We start from the raw sequence: 16076 nt of genomic DNA, 5'->3' as shown, positions 1-16076 counted from the left end.
ACCGGCGGCCGGGGATAGTATCCGGACGATGAGAGCACCGTCCCCCCTCCCCGACCTGTCCCGCTGGGTGAGCCTGGCCGACGACCGCCCGCCGCGCGCGGTGGGGCTGCTGTTCTGGGGTTCGGTGCTGTCCACCCTGGCCGTCTACGCCGTGTTCACGACCGGCGCGGCCCCCCTGGACGGCGACGGGCTCGCCGACCCGCTGACCCTCTCCCTGGTCGTGACGGGAATCGGTTCCCTGGTCGTCTGCGCGGCACTGTGGCCTTTCCTCGCGTGGTCCCCGCATTCCCCGTGGCCGCGAAGAATGGCCAGCGGTTCGTTCATGGTCTTCACCCTCACCTCCTTCGTCACCAGCAATCACGCGCTTTTCCTTTTGCTGTGCGTGGGAACGGTGAACGCGGTGATCGTCTTCGGGGTCCCCGGCGGGATCGTCTACGGCGCGCTCGTCGTCGGCTTCAGCCTGCTGCTGACACTGCTCGTGCCCGGGACGCCCCTCCTGGCGGGGGCGATCATGGCGGTGGGCCTGCTGTTCGTCGTGGTGGCGTCGGGACTGGTGTCCGTGGGCCTGCTGGTGTCGGCGCAGCGGGCCGGGCGCACCCGGGAGCTGCTGGAGGAGCTGGAGCGCACCCACGGGGAGCTGACCGCGGCGCACGGGGAGCTGCGGCGCAGCACGGACCGGATCAGGGAGCTGACCGTGTCCGAGGAGCGCGCCCGCATGTCCCGGGAGATGCACGACAGCACCGGGCACCACCTGACCGCCCTGTCGCTGTGCCTGTCGAACGCGCTCCGGTTCCGCGGGGCCGGGAGGACGGAGGAGGCGTGGGAGGAGGTCGCGCAGGCGCGGGCGCTGGCCGGCGACGCGCTGACCGACACCCGCCGCTGGGTGCGGGCGCTGCGGCCGCTGGCGCTGGAGGGGCGGGCGGGGGCGAGCGCGATGCGGTCGCTGGCGGAGTCGTTCCAGGGCGGGGGGATGCACATCGGGTTCGAGCAGCGGGGCGGGGAGTGGCCGGAGCTGACGGAGGAGGCGGAGCTGGTGTGCTACCGGGCGGTGCAGGAGGGGCTGACGAACGCGATGCGGCACTCCGGCGGCGAGGCGGTCCTGGTGGAGGTCGAGGTGGCTCCGGAGACGGTGGCGGTGTCGGTGACCGACGACGGGAGGGGGGCTCCGGTGGAGGAGGTGCGCGGCGGGTTCGGGCTGCGCGGCCTGGCGGAACGGGTCGGGCGTGTGGGCGGGGGGCTGGCGGCGGAGAACACCGGGGCGGGGTTCCGGCTGCGTGTGGAGGTGCCCGTGGCGGGCGCCGCCGTCCACGGCACGCGCGATGCGGGCGGTGCCTGATGCGGGTGCTCATCGTGGACGACCAGGTGCTGCTGCGGCGCGGTCTGCGCAAACTGCTGGAGTTCGAGGACGGGATCGAGGTCGCGGGGGACGTCGGGGACGGGCTGGAGGCGCTGGAGTTCCTGGCAGGGGCCGCGGCGGGCGCGCTGCCGGACGTGGCGCTGGTGGACGCGCGCATGCCGCGGATGGACGGGCCGACGCTGATCGGGCGGATGCGGGAGGAGTACCCGGACGTGCCGGCGCTCGTCCTGACCACGTTCGACGACGACGACATCGTCTTCGGGTGCCTGCGGGCGGGGGCACGCGGCCACCTGCTCAAGGACGTGCCGCCGGAGGAGCTGGTGTCGGCGCTGCAACGCGTGGCACGCGGGGAGACGGTGCTGGGGACGGCGGCCGCGGAGCGGCTGGTGGCGTCCCTGGGCGGGGGGACGGAGGCCGCCGAGGCACAGGCGCCGCCCCGGGGGGCGGAGCCGGCGCGGCCGCCGCTGTCGGAGCGGGAGTGGGAGGTGGCGCGGATGATCGGCGCGGGGGCCACCAACCGGGAGATCGCCCGGGGCCTGTTCATCACGGACGGCACCGCGCGCAACCACGTCACGAACATCCTGCGCAAGCTGGGGCTGCGGGACCGGACCCGGCTGGCCCTGTGGGTCCGGGAACGGGGGGACGGCGACCGCTGACCGGCACCCCGGTTCGAGACTTCGCCGTGGAAAGCCCAGGCGGGGGCGTGCCAGGTCTCAACCGGACTTTCAAAGATACGATCGAATCCCATGACCCATGGTTCTCAGGGCAGCGCAACGGCCGCACCGACCGGCCCCGGCACGGACAGGGGTGACGGGTGATGGGGAACGGGCCCCGGGAAGTGGAACTGGGCGACGACGAGCGCCGTGTCCTCACCCGGTGGGCGGCCGACTGCGCGGAGCGGGCGCTGCCGCTGTTCGAGGCGGGGGCGCCGGACGACGGCCGTCCGCGCGAGGCGGTCGAGGCGGCGCGGGCGTACGCGCTCGGGGAGCGGCGGACGAAGCGGCTGCGGACCGCGGCCTGGGCGTCCCTGGCCGCGGCGCGCGAGGCGGGTGACCCGGCGGCCGCGGCCGCGGCACGCGCGGCGGTGGCCGCCGTGGGCGCGCCGTACATCCACGCGCTGGCGACGCCGCACCAGGTGAAGCACATCCACGGGCCCGCGCTGTACCTGGCGCTGGCCCGGGAGGCCGCCGCCGGCGGGGACCCGACCGTGGGCGAGGAGGAGGTCCGCTGGGCGATCGGGCACGCGCCGCCGGGGCTGCGCGAGGTCGCACGGCGCTTCCCCGCGGGCGACCTCGGCGGCCGCACCCGTCAGAGCGTGCTCCGCCGCCTCCTCGACGAGGGCCTGCGGGGCTGAACCCGGGCGCGCCCGCCGGACCGTCCGCTCCCCCGGTCAGGGCAGCACGGCGACCGCTTCGACCTCGACCAGCAGATCGGGCTCGCCCAGGGCCGCGGCGCCCAGCAGGGTGATGGGTCGGACGGGGTCGAAGCCCAGGCGCCGCGCCGCACGCATCGCGCCCTCGACGAGCGGGGCCGTCTTCTCCGGCTTCCAGTCCACGACGTGGACCGTCAGCTTGGCGATGTCGGCGAAGGTCCCGCCCGCTGCGGTGACGGCCGCGTGCACGTTGGCGTAGGCCTGTTCGCTCTGCGCCGCCAGATCGCCCTCCCCCACCGGGTTACCGTCGGCGTCGCGCGCGACCTGCCCGGAGACGAACACCAGCCTGGAGCCCTCGGCGATCGAGACCTGGGCGTAGGCCTCGGGCCGGGGCAGGGCGGACGGGTTGAGCAGCTGGACCGGCACGGTGTCCTCCTCATTCGATAACAGCGCTATTCAATAGCACTGATATAGAATGGGCAAGTGGTCCGTCCCGCCCGCCCCGAAGTCCGCCGCCTGCTGATCGAGCGCGCCGCGGGCATGCTCGCCCGCCGCGAGACCGTCAGCCTGCGCGGCCTCGTCGCAGGGACGGGGGTCTCCACCATGGCCGTCTACACGTACTTCGACGGGATGCCCGGCCTGCTCGGGGCGGTGCGCCAGGAGGGGTTCGGCCGTCTCGCCGCCCGCCTGGCGGCGCTTCCCGCCACGGACGACCCCGTCGGCGACCTGGCCGCGGCGGGAGCCGCCTACGCGGCCTCGGCCCGGCACAACCCCGACCTGTACACGCTGATGTTCGACGGCTCGCTGCCGCTGCCGGACGACCGGGCGGCGGACGCCACGCTCGGCCACCTCGTCGACGCGGTGGAACGGGCTGTGGCGGCGGGGCGGTTCGACGCCGGTGTCGAACCGCGCGCGTTCGCCCATGAGCTGTGGATGCTCGGGCACGGCGCGTGCATGCTCTTCGCGACCGGGGTCCTGTCCTTCGAACAGGTCGAGCCCATCGTGACCTCGGGGCTGACACGCCTCTACCGGGCCGCCGGGGACGACCCGGACGCGGCCGGGCGGTCGTCGGGGGAGGGCTGGGCGCGCGGCCTCGGCGCCGGCGGCTGACGCCGCCGGCGTTCCCGGGACCGGACCGGCGAACGGCCGCGGCGGGCGCCGCGGCCGTGTCCCGTTCCGCTACCGGCGCGGGCCGTGCCCGCCCTGGCCGTGGGGAGGCCCGTAGCCGCCGTGCCCGGGCGGGGGGCCGGGGTGGCCGTACCCGGGGGCGGGCCGTAGCCGCCCTGGGCGGGCGGCGGCCCGGGCCGGCCGTGGCCGGGCGGCGGCGGGGCGTGGCCGCCGTGCGCGGGTGGGGGTCCGGGACGGCCCTGGCCGTTCGGGGCCTGGCCGGGCGCGCCCGGGCCGGGCGGCCTGCCGCCCTGGTGCCGGAGCATGTTGAAGAGGTGGTCGCGGAGGCTGGCCGCGATGTCGGAGCCCTCGAAGTCGACGAGGCCGAACTTCAGTTTGGGCGTGACCCGGAGGTTCGTGCCCTGGGGGTGGGGCGAGAGCTCGATGTACACGTTGTGCCCGTAGCTGACCAGGTTGAAGTCGGTGGAGAACGTGTACCGGTAACCGCCGCCGGGCATCGGGTTGCCCCGGGTCGAGGACCCCCTGGTGCGCTGCACCGCGTGGGGGAGCATGTCCCACACCTGGTTGATGTGGAACGGAAGCTGGTAGTCGTAACTGCTGGCCACGTTTCTCCGTTCTCGTTCCGGGAACCGGAGACGGGGTTCACGGCGCCGTGCACTCTCGATTCGCCGCATCCTATCCGCCCGGTGTCCCCTCCGGCAGGCCCCGGGGAGGCCGGGACGACGCCGGCCGGAGGGTTCGTGACCGGTGTGATCCGCGTTCGGGGGCGGCGGTTCACGTACCGCGGGAGCCCGTCGGGAGTACGGCGGCGGGACGCCGGCGCGGGCCGTTCAGCCAGCGGCCCAGCGCGGTGCGGCGGACGAGCAGGTGGTAGCTCCCGAGCAGCAGCGCCGTCGTCACCACCCAGTTCAGCAGGAGCTTGGCCGCGACCGGCCAGTCCAGGCCGGCCAGCGGGACCTCGATGGCGACCAGCAGCGGGAGGTGCATGAGGTACATCCAGTACGACGCGTCCGCGAGGTACCGGATCGCCGGGTGCTCCCGGGAGAACACCTTGACCATGAGCGCGGTGAGGCCGTAGGTCCACAGCAGGCCGGTGAGCGCCACGAGCCCCGACCCGACCGCGAGCGGCAGGCCCGCGGCGACCGGCAGCAGCATGGACACCGTGCCGAGGACCGCCGCGGCCAGCAGCAGCGGCCAGCGCGGCGCCAGCCGGGCGAGCGAGCCCGGCGAGGCGTGCAGGAACCAGCCGGCCAGGAAGGCGCCGAGGTACCCGATCAGCGGCGCGGCCTCCGGCAGGACCGTCACGGGCGCGTTGATCCCCTGGGCCGGGTCGGTCCCCTGGACCATGAGCGCGGCGGCGTACGGCACCGCCGCCAGCAGGACGCCGCCCGGAGCGGCCAGCAGGCCGCCGATCCGGGCGGACCACCGCCCGGCGCGGTCCGGGCCCAGCAGCCGCAGCAGGGCGGCCCGCGCGGCGAGGACGATCAGGACGACCTCGAACAGGACCAACAGGAACCACAGCTGCCCCGGGGTGAACATGAGCAGCACCGGCGGCGCGTCGCTCGGCGGGGGCTCGGGGGCCGCTCCCCCGCCCTGCGCCGCGGCCACGGTGGCGAGGACGCCGAGCGAGAACACCGAGACCGGCCAGAAGGCCAACAGCGGCAGGAGGATGCGGACCGTGCGGTCCCGCAGGTAGGCCCGGGTTCCACGGCGCGTCAGGACCATGCGGCCGAGGTAGCCCGCCAGCATCATGAACAGCGCCATGCGGAAGAGGTGGATCACGTACACGCCCACGAACGCGGCGGGCGAGGTGCGGGTGTCGTTGACGAGCCAGGGCATCTCCGGCGCGAAGGGCAGGAGCGAGTGCAGCACGATGCCGAGCAGCAGGGCGAACGCGCGCAGCGCGTCGAGGCCGTGGATGCGGGTTCGCGCCGAGCCTGACCCGGCGCCCGCCGTGTGAGGGGTCATGCACACGACGCTAGGAGCCGGAACGCCCGCCCGGTTCGGCCGATCGGCGTCCGCGGCATCCACCGATCGGTGGACCCGCGGGCGCTTCCGGGCGGCGCCGGGAGCGGGGAGAATGCTGCCATGAACACCGCGTCACGTGCCGTCGGTGCGGCGGACCCGACAGGCCACGGCGACAGCGCCGGGCCCGGGGGCCCGCTCCCGAGGTGGGCGTCCCTGGTCCGGCTGGTCCCCTCGGCGCTCCCGGTGGTGTCGGCGCTCTTCGGCGCCGCGATCACCGGCCCGGTGATCGAACCGGCGGTGTTCGCCTGGTCGCTGGTCCCCACCGCGGTGCTGTTCGCGGCCCGCCTCGGCGAGCTCCGCTACGGGGACCGGATCGCGCAGGGCGGGAGGGTCGCGGTCGTGGCGGTGGCGGCGAACCTCGCCGTCACGCTGGTGGCGTCCCTGCTCAACCCGTTCGTCTGCATCGCCGCGTTCGCCGGGTACCTGGACGCGGACCGGTACCTGCGCCGGCGCCAGGTCGTCGTCGCCGCGGTCGCGACCGGGCTGGTCACCGCGGTGGGCCAGGGCGGCGGCATTCCGGGGGTGTCCGACCTGCCGTGGCTGTACCTGGCGCTGGCCGCGGTCAACGTGGGGATCGGCATGCTCATGCTGCACTTCGCCCGGGAGCGGGAGCGGCAGGTGGCGGAGCGCGAGCGCGTCGCGCTCGAACTCGCCGCGGTGCACGAGGAGAACCTGGCGCTGCACCACCGGCTCCTCGAACAGGCGCGTGAGGCGGGGGTCGGCGAGGAGCGCGCCCGGCTGTCCCGCGAGATCCACGACACCGTCGCGCAGGGGCTGATCGGTGTGATCAGCCAACTGGAGGCCATCGGCCCCGTGGACCCGCCCGCCGGGGAGCGGATCGAACGGGCGGAGACCGCGGCCAGGGACTGCCTGGTGGAGGCGCGCCGGGCGGTGCGCGCGCTGGCGCCGCGGGAGCTGTCCGGGCACACGCTGACCGAGGCCCTGCACGATCTCACGAGGAACTGGGCGCGCACGCACCAGATCGTCGCGGAACTGGACGTGGAGGGGGCGCCGGACTCCGCCCGGCACGGTGACGTGCTGCTGCGGGTCGCCCAGGAGTCGCTGGCGAACGCGGCCCGGCACAGCGGGGCCTCGACGGTGCGGCTCGTGCTCGGGCGGCGCGGGGAACGGGAGGGATGGGTGGAGCTGACGGTGACCGACGACGGGGCCGGGTTCGACCCGGCCGCGGCCGCCGCGCGCGGACGCGGGCAGGGGCTGGCGGGGATGGCCGGCCGGGTCGCCGCCGTGGGCGGGGCGTTCGAGGTCGAGAGCCGGGCGGGACAGGGGTGCCGGGTGGTCGCGGCGGTGCCGGTGTGAGCGGGGTGGGCGCGGTGCGTGTCGTGGTGGCGGACGACCACCCGATCGTCCGGGACGGGCTCGCCGGCATCCTGGGCGGCGAGGAGGGCATCGAGGTCGTCGGCGAGGCCGCGAACGGGCGGGAGGCTGTCGCGGTGGTGCGGTCGAGCGACCCGGACGTCGTGCTGATGGACCTCCGGATGCCCGGCGGGGACGGGGTGGAGGCGATCGCCGAGCTGCGCGGGGCCCATCCGACGCGGCCCCGGATCCTGGTGCTGACGACGTACGACACCGACCGGGACGTGCGGCGGGCGATGACGGCGGGCGCCGACGGGTTCCTGCTCAAGGACGCGCGCCGCGCGGAGCTGGTCCGCGCCGTGCACGACGTCGCGGCGGGGAGGCCGGTGCTCACCGCGGCGGCGCTCGCGGCGCTGGCGGGCCGCAGGTACGAGGCGGAGCTGACGGACCGGGAGGTGCACGTGCTGCGGCTGGTGTCGGAGGGGTTCACGAACGGTGCCGTCGCCAGGCACCTGGGGATCGGCGAGGCGACGGTGAAGACGCACCTGCTGCACATCTACAAGAAGCTCGGGGTGGGCGACCGCGCCGCCGCCGTGCGGGTGGGCTGGGAGCGCGGGATCATCTGAGCCGCTCCGGGCCCGGGGCCCGCATGGAGGGCGCACGGAGGGCGCGGCCCGTCAAGACGGGCCGCGCCCGGGAACAGGTGCCATGGTCACTTGTTCTCTTCGAGGCGCAGGGCGATGCCCAGGGCGAAGAAGGTCGGTGCCCACTCGCCGACGAAGAGTCCCCAGCGGTCCGCCCGGTCGGTGCCGGCGTCCTCCTTCTTCTTGGACACGACCCAGCTCAGGACGGACGCGCCGATGCTGGCGACGCCGGCGGCGTAGGCCATCTCGGAGGTGACGCCGAGTTCGGACAGCTTCGCGATCATGATGCCTCCCGTTTTCGTTGCCGGTCGGATGCCACTGCCCGGTTCGGCGCCAAGGTAGGAGAACGTCAGGGCAAAGGTGACGTGACCGGCGCCCGGGGCGGGAGGGCGGACGCGGCGCCACCCGAAAAGGACACAGAGGTCTAATACGGTTGCGGCCGCCCGAGGCGCTCCGGTAGGAAGTCCCCCATGCTCACAGGTACCAAGGTCGGGCTGCGGGCCCGGCACGAGGACGACAACCCGGTCCTCCAGGCCGAACTCTACGACGACGTGGTCATCCACTCGCGGGTCCAGGGCAGCCCATGGCGCCCCGTCATGCCCGGCTCCAAGCACTCCCTGGTCAACGTGGACGACACGGCGCAGGACATGGCCACGTTCTCCGTCGTGGACCTGGACGGCGGCGAACTGCTCGGCACCGCCACCCTGTGGGGCATCGACGGCCACAGCCGTTCCGCGCACCTGGGGATGGGCCTGCGCCCCTCCGCCCGCGGCAGGGGCTACGGCACCGACGTGGTCGCGGTGCTCTGCCACTACGGCTTCGCGGTCCGCGGCCTGCACCGCCTCCAGATCGAAACACTGGAGGACAACTTCGCGATGATGCGCGCCGCCGAGAAGAACGGCTTCGTCCGCGAGGGCGTGCTGCGCTCCTCGTCCTGGGTCCTGGGCGAGTTCCTGGACCAGGTGCTGTTCGGCCTCCTCGCCGAGGAGTGGAAGGCGAACGCGCAGGGCTGAGCCGACGGCCCGGGCGGCACCGGTAGGTTCCCTCCCATGAACCGCACACGCCTGCTGCTCGGTGCCGCGGCCGCCGCCGGGGCCGTCCTCCTCTGGAGCGAATGGACCCTGTGGCGGGTCTCCCGGCAGGACTACCCGGCCGCCGCTCCCCCCGTCTCCCCCGGCGCCGACGAGGCGATCGTCGTCCTGGGCTTCCCCAGCCGGCGCGGCGACCGCCCCGGCCTGGTGCAGCGCTACCGCACGCGGATCGCCCTGCGTTCGCGCGACCCCCGCGCCGGGCGCAGCGTCCTGGTCTTCACCGGCACCAGCCCCCGCCGTCCCCGGGCCGGGCGCTCCGAGGCCGCCGTCATGGCCGACTACGCCGTCGGGCGCCTCGGCGTGGACCCCGGCGACGTCCTCCTGGAGGAGAAGGCCACCAGCACCTGGGAGAACATCGCCCTCACCCTCCCCATGATCGACTCCTTCCCCGTCGTCAAGATCGCCTCCACCACCTTCCACGCCCGCAAGGGGCGCCGCTACCTGCGCAGGCAGGCCCCCGGTGTCGCCGCCCGGCTGCGCCCCGCGCGGGACCACCGGCCGGGCGAGCTCCTGTGGCTGAAACCGCTGTTCGCCCTCTACCGGCGCTGACCCCCGCTCCTCCCCCGGGCCCGGTGGAACGGCGCGGGACCTGCGGCGGACCGTACCCGCCCCGGCCGGAGGGGTCCGGCGGCGCGGACGGGAACTGAGCACGGCCGCGGGGGAACCCTCCCCGGGCTTGTGCGAACTTTGCCGCCGACCTCCCCCGCCTTGTGGCCGGTCCGGGTGAGACTCGCAGGTGGCACCGCGCAACGCACCCGACCACCGGAGGCCACCGCCATGATCACGACCGACTACCGCCCCGGCTCCCCCTGCTGGATCGAGCTGAGCGCCTCCGACCTCGACAGGTCCCTGGCCTTCTACCGCGGCCTGTTCGGCTGGGAGGCCGAGTCCGCGGGCCCGGACACCGGCGGCTACCTGCTCCTGAAGTCCGGGGGGCGGACCGTGGGCGGCGCCGGGCCGCTCATGGAGGAGGGGCAGCGGCCCTCCTGGACGCTCTACTTCCAGGCCCCCGACGCCGAGGAGTACGTCCGGGGCGTCGCCGAGCTGGGCGGCACGGTCGACCTCCCCCCGATGGACGTCATGGGCATGGGCGTGATGGCGCAGTGCACCGACCCGCAGGGGGTGCGGTTCGCCCTCTGGCAGCCGCTCTCCTTCCCCGGCATGGAGACCGTGGACGAGCCCGGGACCCTCGTCTGGGCCGAGCTGTGGACCCCGGACGCCGAGGGCGCCCGGAGGTTCTACGGCGGGCTCTTCCCCTGGGAGTTCGGCCCCTTCGAGCTGCCCGGCGGGGACACCTACCTGACCGTCAGGCCCGAGGGCCTGGACGAGGACCGCGCGCACAGCGGCATCGCGCAGGTCGACCCCGGCACGGCGGAGTCCCTGGGCGGCGGGGACTGGCACCCCGTGTTCCAGGTCGAGGACGTGGACGCCACCGCCGCCCTGGTCCCCGAGACCGGCGGCCGGGTGGACATGGCGCCCGAGGACGCCCCCGGGGTCGGCCGGCTGTCCGCCTGCGCCGACCCCGACGGGAACCCGTTCGTGCTGCTGCGCCCCTCCCCCGCCTGACCCGGGGCCCGCCGGCCCCGGTCAGGGGCCGGTGAGGACGACCAGTTCCCGGGTGGCGCGGGTCATGGCCACGTACCGGTCGACCGCCCCCGCGACGCCCTCGCCGAACCCGTCCGGGTCCACGAGCACCACCAGGTCGAACTCCAGGCCCTTGGCCAGCTCCGGGGTCAGGGACCGCACCCGCGGGCGTTCCGGGAAGGCCGCCTGGAACGCCGCGTCGCCGATCACGCAGGCGACGCCCTCCGGGTTCCGCGCCTCCCACTCCTCGAGCCGCGCGTCCAGCTCCGCGAGGGCCCCGTACGCCACCGGCACGCCCGAGCCGCGAATGGACGTCGGCACGTTCGCGTCCGGCAGGGCCTCGCGGATGACCGGCTCCGCGGCGGCCATGACCTCCTCCGGCGTCCGGTAGTTGATGCTCAGCGAGGCCATCTCCACCCGGTCCAGGCCGACGCGCTCCAGGCGCTCCCGCCACGACTCCGTGAACCCGTGCCGGGCCTGGGCGCGGTCTCCCACGATCGTGAAGCTGCGCGAGGGGCAGCGCAGCAGCAGCATCCGCCACTGGGCGTCCGTCAGCTCCTGGGCCTCGTCCACCACGATGTGCGCGAACGGCCCGGCCAGGGCGTCCCGGTCGGCGGTCGGCAGGACGGAGTCGTCCACCAGGCTGTTCTGCATGTCCCCCAGGAGCAGCATCGTCACCACGCCCTCGCCGTCGTCGTCCGCGGCGACCAGGTCGTCGATGACGGTCGACATGCGCTCGCGCTGGGCGGCCTCCGCCGCCCGCTGGCCGCGCTGGATCCGGGACGCCTCGGGGTCGCCCAGGCGCAGCCGGGCGGCGTCCAGGAACGGCAGGTCGGACACCGTCCAGGCCTGGGCGTCCGCGCGCTGGAGCGCCCGCACCTCGTCCGCCTCCAGCCAGGGGGCGCACATGCGCAGGTAGGCGGGCACGGACCACAGGTCGCCGACGATGTCGGTGTACTCCAGCAGCGGCCACGCCCGGTACAGCGCCGTCATCAGCTCCCGGTCGCGCTGGAGCACGCGGCGCAGCATCTCCGGGGAGACCCCCTCCTCGTCCCGGTCGTGCTTGTCCAGCAGGATCGCGACCAGGGCGTCGAAGATCGGCTCGCGCCCCTCGTTGTGCGGGGTGCCGGGCTCGACGGCGTCGAACGCCTCCTCCCAGTCCTGCGCGGTGAGGCGGACCTGCGCCCACGGCGTCCTGATGTCCAGGCCCTCCTTGGGCGGCCTCTCGTAGAACCGGACGGCGGGCTCGATCGCGTCCACGAGCCGCGCCGACTCCTTGAGCCGCGCCACCTCCGGGTCCTTCTCCCCGGCCACCGCGCCGCCCTCGGGGACGAGGTCGGCGATGGTGCAGGTCTGCACGCCCTCCTCGCCCAGGCTGGGCAGGACGTCGCCCACATAGGACAGGTAGGGCTGGTGCGGGCCCACCAGCAGCACGCCGCCGCGCCGGTGCCCCAGGCGCGGGTCGGAGTACAGCAGGTGGGCGGTGCGGTGCAGGGCGACGACGGTCTTGCCGGTGCCCGGGCCGCCGTCGACGACCAGGGCCCCGGCGGACCCGGCCCGGATGATGGCGTCCTGGTCGGCCTGGATGGTGCCCAGGACGTCGCGCATCCGGGACGAGCGGGTGGCGCCCAGGCTGGCGATGAACGCGGACTGGTCGTCGAGCGCGGCGTGGTGCCCCTCCAGCCCCTCCTCGGTGAACACCTCGTCCCAGTAGTCGGTGACCCGGCCGCGGGTCCAGCGGTAGCGGCGGCGGCTCTCCAGGCCGCGCGGGTCGGCGTGGGTGGCGGCGAAGAAGGGCTCGGCGGCGGGCGAGCGCCAGTCCAGCAGCAGCCGGCGGCCGTCCGGGTCGGTGAGGCCGAGGCGGCCGATGTAGACGGGCTCGGTGCCGTCGGCGGGGACGACCTTGCCCAGGCACAGGTCCAGGCCGAAGCGGCGCAGGGTGCGCAGCCGGTTGGAGAGGCGGTGGACCTCCATGTCCCGGTCCATCACCATGCGGCCCTTACCGCCGGGCGCGAGGCGCACGGCGTCCAGGCGGGCGGACAGGTCGGCGATGGTCTCGGCCAGGCTGCGCGTGATGTCGGCGAAGTGGCGCTCGTCGTCGGCGATGAGCGCCGGATCGGCTTTGGCCGCCAGGTTCTCTGGCAGCTCGAAAAGGCTCGTGGCCTGCGGATTCACGTGGTCCCCCGGAACATGGCGTGTCGTCACGAAGGTCGATTGTGGGGCATGAGGGGGGTCTTGCCGCAAGGCCGGGGGTGCGCTATACATTGAGAGTGGAGGGAAGCGTCCTTGAGACCCCCTCCTTTTTCATGCCCCCGGTCGGCCGTCCCGGGTCCCCCGGCGCGCCGGGTCACGGATCGGTGGAACCGGCCGGTAACCCTCCCTCCCCGCGCGATCGTGTTCCGTGGAATGCCCTCGAAGTGTCAGGAGCCGGGATGGCGGGTCGTGCGGAGTCGGTCGAGTCGATGGAGCAGCTCACCGCGGGGTGGCGCGCGCTGGTGCTCGACCGCGATCCGGGGGCCGACGTGCGCGACCTGCCGGGTGTGGCGGTCCGCTGGGCCGACAGCCGGTTCGCTTTCTGGAACTGTGTGACGCTGACCGAGGTCGACGCGGACCCGGGGCTGCTCGACGAGCGGCTGGCGCGGGCGGCCGGCGTCATGCGCGCGAAGCGGCGCCCGGGGTTCCTGTGGCTCTTCGAGGACCTGCTGTCCGAGCAGGCGCGCGCCGGGCTGCGGGGCGCCGTCGAACGGGCGGGGCTGGAGTTCGCCTTCCCGGGGACCGGGATGGCCGGGGACCTGCCGTCACTGCCCGCGCCGTCCCACCCCGAGCTGGAGTTCGTCCGGGTGGGCACCGAGGAGCACCTGCGGGCGTACGCGGACCTGAACTCGCGGGCCTACGGGTTCCCGCTGGAGGACGGCCGGGACGGGCTGCTGGGGTCGGCGCTGTGGAAGGACGGGGTGTACGCCTACCTGGGGCTGCGGGACGGTGTCCCGGTGACCTGCGCGGGGGCGGTGGAGACGGACGGGCGCCTCTTCGTGGTGCTGGTCGCCACCGCCCCGGAGTGGGAGCGCCGGGGGTACGGGGAGGCGGTGACGCGCAAGGCCCTGTACGAGGGCGCGCGGGCGACCGGGCTGGTCCGCGCCACCCTGCACGCGACTGCGGCGGGGGCGCCGATGTACCCGCGGATCGGGTTCGCGCCGAACTCCCCCCTGCACTTCTACGCCCTCAAGGGCTGACCCGGGTCCAGGACCCCGAGGGCCCGGGCCCGGGCCGGATCGTGCCGGGCGGCGGGGCCTGGAAGAGGTGCGGGCGGGGAACATACGGGACAGGCCCTGTCCCGCCTCCACCGACGTTCCCCGCGTTGCGGAGGTCCCCCGTGTCCCCTGGTCTGCCCGTCATCGTCGCCACCCTCGTCCTCACCGTCCTCGGCCTGTACCAGGGCCTGGTCGCCGTCCCCCGGAACCGCCGCCTCTCCCCCGATCCGGACGCGCGCGAGCTCGCCCTCCTCCGGGGCCGTTCGCGGGCCGTCGCCACGGCGGTCACCGCGCTGCTCGCCTCGGGACACGTCGCCGTCGGGCCGTCCGCGGCCGAGGGCGCCGGGGACTCGGGGCTGCGCTTCCCGGAGGCGGCCGGTGCCCCCGGCCACCCGCTCGACGCCGCGGCCCTGGAGGCGCTGCGCCGCGTGCCCTCCCGCCACTGTCTCGGGCTCCTCGTGGACGACGCGGCCGTCGCCGCGGTCCTGGAGCGCATGGAGCGGAGCCTGCGGCGGCGCGGCCACCTGTGGCAGAGGTGGCAGCGCCCCCTGAAGCTCTGGCCCTGTGTGTTCGCCTTCCTCTCCGTGCCCGTCGCCGTCGCGGCGGTCATGAACCTCCCGGCGGAGGCGACCGGGAACCTGCTGGAGGCCTCGCTGGTCCTCGTCGCCGCCACCACGCTGGGCGCGGTCCTCACCGCCGGCGGCCGGTACGTCAGCCGGGCCGGGGCGGCCCGGCTGCGCCGCGCCCGCCGCGAGCACGCCGCGCTGGACCCCGGCCGCAGCTTCAGGTGGGACGTCCGCGACCCCGACTCCGTGGTCATGGCCTGCGCCCTGTTCGGCGAGAGCGGCCTGCCCCAGTGGCGGGACCTGCGCATGTACGAGACGGCCCCGGCCCCCCGGCGCAGGGGCGGCGGTGGCGGCAGCGGCGACGGGGGCGGTTTCAACTTCGCCGGCGCGCACCACGGCGACCGCGAGAGCGGCTGGGGCGGCGGCGACGGCGGAGGGGACGGCGGGGGCGGAGGAGGTGACGGAGGCGGCGGCGGGGGCTTCTGAGCCGCCGGCGGGCGCGGCCCGGAACGGGTGCGGCGGCCGGCCTCCGCACCGGGCAGGGCCCGGACCGCTGCGGCGGTCCGGGCCCTGCGGGTGGCGGTGGTCAGGGGTCGGGGGTCAGGAGTCGGGACCGCAATCCGGGAGGGGGACGATGTTCACGCCGCCCGGGTGGTTCGCCGTGAACCCGAACGTGGTGCTCTCGCCCGGCTCCAACAGGCTGTTGTGCGGCAGGTTGCGCACCTCGTGGTGCGATCCGTGGTTCACGACCGTGCCGTTCCACAGGCTGGAGACGGTCTGGCCGTTGGCGAACACCCAGTCCACCATCCAGCCGTCGACGCCCTCCTCGCCGGCGGTCAGCTCGACCTCCGCCTGGAAGCCGCCGGACCACTCGTTGAGGATCCGGTACTCGGCCGTGCAGTACTCGCCCTCGGGCGGGTCCGTCGGCTCCGGCGTCGGCTCGGGCGGGTCCGTGGGCTCGGGCGGGTCGGTCGGGTCCGGCGGATCGGTGGGACCGGGGTCCCCGCCGCCGCTGAACACCACGTCGGAGCAGTTGTAGAACGCCTCCGGGCTGTCCGAGCGCTCCCACACCGAGTACACGACGTGGCGTCCCGACCGGTCGGGCAGGTCCACGTCCCAGTAGTACTCGGCCCCGGCCTCGCCGCCGCTGCGCAGCGGCGGGTTGACGGCCGTGTCGATGAGTTCCAGGTCGTCCCAGGTCAGCGGCTGGTTCGGGTCCCAGCCCGCCTCGGTGACGTAGGTGAAGAACGTGCCCGGGTGCGGGGCCCAGGCGTTGTGGAGGAACTCCACGGTCGTGTTGGCCTGCAGCTGCGTGGCCGGCCAGTCGTCGCGGGCGGCGTTGAACGCGCTGAACTGCGGGGTCGGCCCGCACAGCTCGCCGTCGGCGACGAACTCGCGGTGCCGCCCGTCGGAGTTGCTGATCAGGTTGCCGAACCAGTTCCAGAACGGGTAGTCGCCGCCCTCGGCGAGCGCGTCCTCACAGGCCGGGTTGGTGGGGTCCAGGGCACCGCCGGAGCTTCCTCCGGTGGCGTCCTGGAAGCAGGCGTAGGTGCGGGAGGCGGGGTAGGTGAACGCGCCGTGCGCCTGGGCGGGCTCGGGCGCGACCACCACCGAGTAGCCGACGGCGAGCGCTCCGAGCGCCACCCCTGCGGTCAGCAGGTTGCGGATACGGGTCCTTTCCACTGCGGTGTTCTTCCTTTCGGGTGGGGGACCCGGCCGGGCGGGCACCCGGCCGGGGGCG

Annotated in this window: 17 protein-coding genes; 11 read left to right on the top strand and 6 right to left on the bottom strand. The window is 74.9% G+C overall.

Annotated features, from left to right (window positions below; genetic code table 11):
• Window positions 1–28 precede the first annotated feature (28 nt).
• From KGD84_RS02840 to KGD84_RS02830, 3 genes are all read left to right on the top strand, one after another.
• Window positions 29–1336 (top strand): sensor histidine kinase, encoded by a 1308-nt coding sequence (locus KGD84_RS02840; protein WP_220564568.1) that lies wholly within the window; start codon window positions 29–31, stop codon window positions 1334–1336.
• Window positions 1336–2013, top strand: a complete 678-nt coding sequence (locus KGD84_RS02835; protein ID WP_220564567.1) for a response regulator — start codon at window positions 1336–1338, stop codon at window positions 2011–2013. The genes KGD84_RS02840 and KGD84_RS02835 overlap by 1 nt, the downstream gene beginning before the upstream one ends.
• A 161-nt stretch (window positions 2014–2174) precedes the next feature.
• Entirely contained in the window at window positions 2175–2711 is a 537-nt protein-coding gene (locus KGD84_RS02830) for a putative immunity protein (protein WP_220564566.1), read from the top strand.
• Window positions 2712–2747: 36 nt separating this feature from the next.
• Here the strand turns inward: KGD84_RS02830 and KGD84_RS02825 are convergent, their stop codons facing one another.
• Window positions 2748–3155, bottom strand: a complete 408-nt coding sequence (locus KGD84_RS02825) for a RidA family protein (RefSeq protein ID WP_220564565.1) — start codon at window positions 3153–3155, stop codon at window positions 2748–2750.
• A gap of 57 nt (window positions 3156–3212) precedes the next feature.
• On the opposite strand from KGD84_RS02825, the gene KGD84_RS02820 reads away from it, so the two are divergent.
• Window positions 3213–3839, top strand: a complete 627-nt coding sequence (locus KGD84_RS02820; RefSeq protein WP_220564564.1) for a TetR/AcrR family transcriptional regulator — start codon at window positions 3213–3215, stop codon at window positions 3837–3839.
• Here the strand turns inward: KGD84_RS02820 and KGD84_RS02815 are convergent.
• A complete protein-coding gene (locus tag KGD84_RS02815) occupies window positions 3755–4462 on the bottom strand; it encodes a hypothetical protein (RefSeq protein ID WP_220564563.1) in 708 nt (235 codons plus the stop codon). The genes KGD84_RS02820 and KGD84_RS02815 overlap by 85 nt on opposite strands.
• A 169-nt stretch (window positions 4463–4631) precedes the next feature.
• Window positions 4632–5825, bottom strand: coding sequence for an acyltransferase family protein (locus tag KGD84_RS02810; protein ID WP_220564562.1), 1194 nt, complete (start codon window positions 5823–5825; stop codon window positions 4632–4634).
• A 120-nt stretch (window positions 5826–5945) separates the two neighbouring features.
• Between KGD84_RS02810 and KGD84_RS02805 the strand changes: the two genes are divergently transcribed.
• Both KGD84_RS02805 and KGD84_RS02800 read left to right on the top strand, forming a co-directional pair.
• On the top strand, window positions 5946–7202 hold the full coding sequence (locus tag KGD84_RS02805; RefSeq protein WP_255646997.1) for a sensor histidine kinase: 1257 nt from the start codon (window positions 5946–5948) through the stop codon (window positions 7200–7202).
• Entirely contained in the window at window positions 7199–7825 is a 627-nt protein-coding gene (locus KGD84_RS02800; protein ID WP_255646996.1) for a response regulator, read from the top strand. Before KGD84_RS02805 ends, KGD84_RS02800 begins: the two co-directional genes overlap by 4 nt.
• A gap of 86 nt (window positions 7826–7911) precedes the next feature.
• On the opposite strand, the gene KGD84_RS02795 is transcribed toward KGD84_RS02800, so the two are convergent.
• Complete coding sequence (locus tag KGD84_RS02795) at window positions 7912–8127, bottom strand: hypothetical protein (protein WP_220564560.1); 216 nt, start codon at window positions 8125–8127, stop codon at window positions 7912–7914.
• A 186-nt stretch (window positions 8128–8313) separates the two neighbouring features.
• Here KGD84_RS02795 and KGD84_RS02790 point away from each other — a divergent pair, with 186 nt between their 5' ends.
• The 3 genes from KGD84_RS02790 to KGD84_RS02780 all read left to right on the top strand — a co-directional run bounded on the left by KGD84_RS02790 (window position 8314) and on the right by KGD84_RS02780 (window position 10500).
• On the top strand, window positions 8314–8856 hold the full coding sequence (locus tag KGD84_RS02790) for a GNAT family N-acetyltransferase (RefSeq protein WP_220564559.1): 543 nt from the start codon (window positions 8314–8316) through the stop codon (window positions 8854–8856).
• Window positions 8857–8892: 36 nt separating this feature from the next.
• Window positions 8893–9483 carry a YdcF family protein gene (locus tag KGD84_RS02785; protein WP_220564558.1) on the top strand — a complete coding sequence of 197 codons (591 nt, stop codon included), beginning with the start codon at window positions 8893–8895 and terminating at the stop codon, window positions 9481–9483.
• A gap of 228 nt (window positions 9484–9711) precedes the next feature.
• Window positions 9712–10500, top strand: coding sequence for a VOC family protein (locus KGD84_RS02780; RefSeq protein WP_220564557.1), 789 nt, complete (start codon window positions 9712–9714; stop codon window positions 10498–10500).
• Between the two features lie 21 nt (window positions 10501–10521).
• Here KGD84_RS02780 and helR read toward each other — a convergent pair whose 3' ends face one another.
• Window positions 10522–12693, bottom strand: a complete 2172-nt coding sequence (helR, locus tag KGD84_RS02775) for an RNA polymerase recycling motor ATPase HelR (RefSeq protein ID WP_220565479.1) — start codon at window positions 12691–12693, stop codon at window positions 10522–10524.
• Window positions 12694–12950: 257 nt separating this feature from the next.
• Here helR and KGD84_RS02770 point away from each other — a divergent pair, with 257 nt between their 5' ends.
• Window positions 12951–13751 carry a GNAT family N-acetyltransferase gene (locus tag KGD84_RS02770; RefSeq protein ID WP_220564556.1) on the top strand — a complete coding sequence of 267 codons (801 nt, stop codon included), beginning with the start codon at window positions 12951–12953 and terminating at the stop codon, window positions 13749–13751.
• A gap of 140 nt (window positions 13752–13891) precedes the next feature.
• Window positions 13892–14821, top strand: a complete 930-nt coding sequence (locus tag KGD84_RS02765) for a TIGR04222 domain-containing membrane protein (RefSeq protein WP_220564555.1) — start codon at window positions 13892–13894, stop codon at window positions 14819–14821.
• A gap of 114 nt (window positions 14822–14935) precedes the next feature.
• On the opposite strand, the gene KGD84_RS02760 is transcribed toward KGD84_RS02765, so the two are convergent.
• The gene (locus KGD84_RS02760; protein WP_255646995.1) at window positions 14936–16018 is read right to left on the bottom strand and encodes a lytic polysaccharide monooxygenase; all 1083 of its coding nucleotides are present in this window, start codon (window positions 16016–16018) and stop codon (window positions 14936–14938) included.
• Window positions 16019–16076 lie beyond the last annotated feature (58 nt).

It is taken from the genome of Nocardiopsis changdeensis (assembly GCF_018316655.1).
GTDB classification, from domain to species: Bacteria; Actinomycetota; Actinomycetes; order Streptosporangiales; family Streptosporangiaceae; genus Nocardiopsis; species Nocardiopsis changdeensis.
Note: the sequence above shows the minus strand (reverse complement) of the source record. Positions and strands in the feature narration are given on the sequence as shown.

What these genes read in the sequence shown, in the direction of transcription:
- KGD84_RS02785 (WP_220564558.1), top strand. Translation starts at nt 8,893, where the DNA reads ATGAACCGCACACGCCTGCTGCTCGGTGCCGCGGCCGCCGCCGGGGCC.
- KGD84_RS02840 (WP_220564568.1), top strand. Translation starts at nt 29, where the DNA reads ATGAGAGCACCGTCCCCCCTCCCCGACCTGTCCCGCTGGGTGAGCCTG.
- KGD84_RS02830 (WP_220564566.1), top strand. Translation starts at nt 2,175, where the DNA reads ATGGGGAACGGGCCCCGGGAAGTGGAACTGGGCGACGACGAGCGCCGT.
- KGD84_RS02810 (WP_220564562.1), bottom strand. Translation starts at nt 5,825, where the DNA reads ATGACCCCTCACACGGCGGGCGCCGGGTCAGGCTCGGCGCGAACCCGC.
- KGD84_RS02795 (WP_220564560.1), bottom strand. Translation starts at nt 8,127, where the DNA reads ATGATCGCGAAGCTGTCCGAACTCGGCGTCACCTCCGAGATGGCCTAC.
- KGD84_RS02790 (WP_220564559.1), top strand. Translation starts at nt 8,314, where the DNA reads ATGCTCACAGGTACCAAGGTCGGGCTGCGGGCCCGGCACGAGGACGAC.
- KGD84_RS02780 (WP_220564557.1), top strand. Translation starts at nt 9,712, where the DNA reads ATGATCACGACCGACTACCGCCCCGGCTCCCCCTGCTGGATCGAGCTG.
- KGD84_RS02805 (WP_255646997.1), top strand. Translation starts at nt 5,946, where the DNA reads ATGAACACCGCGTCACGTGCCGTCGGTGCGGCGGACCCGACAGGCCAC.
- KGD84_RS02835 (WP_220564567.1), top strand. Translation starts at nt 1,336, where the DNA reads ATGCGGGTGCTCATCGTGGACGACCAGGTGCTGCTGCGGCGCGGTCTG.
- KGD84_RS02770 (WP_220564556.1), top strand. Translation starts at nt 12,951, where the DNA reads ATGGCGGGTCGTGCGGAGTCGGTCGAGTCGATGGAGCAGCTCACCGCG.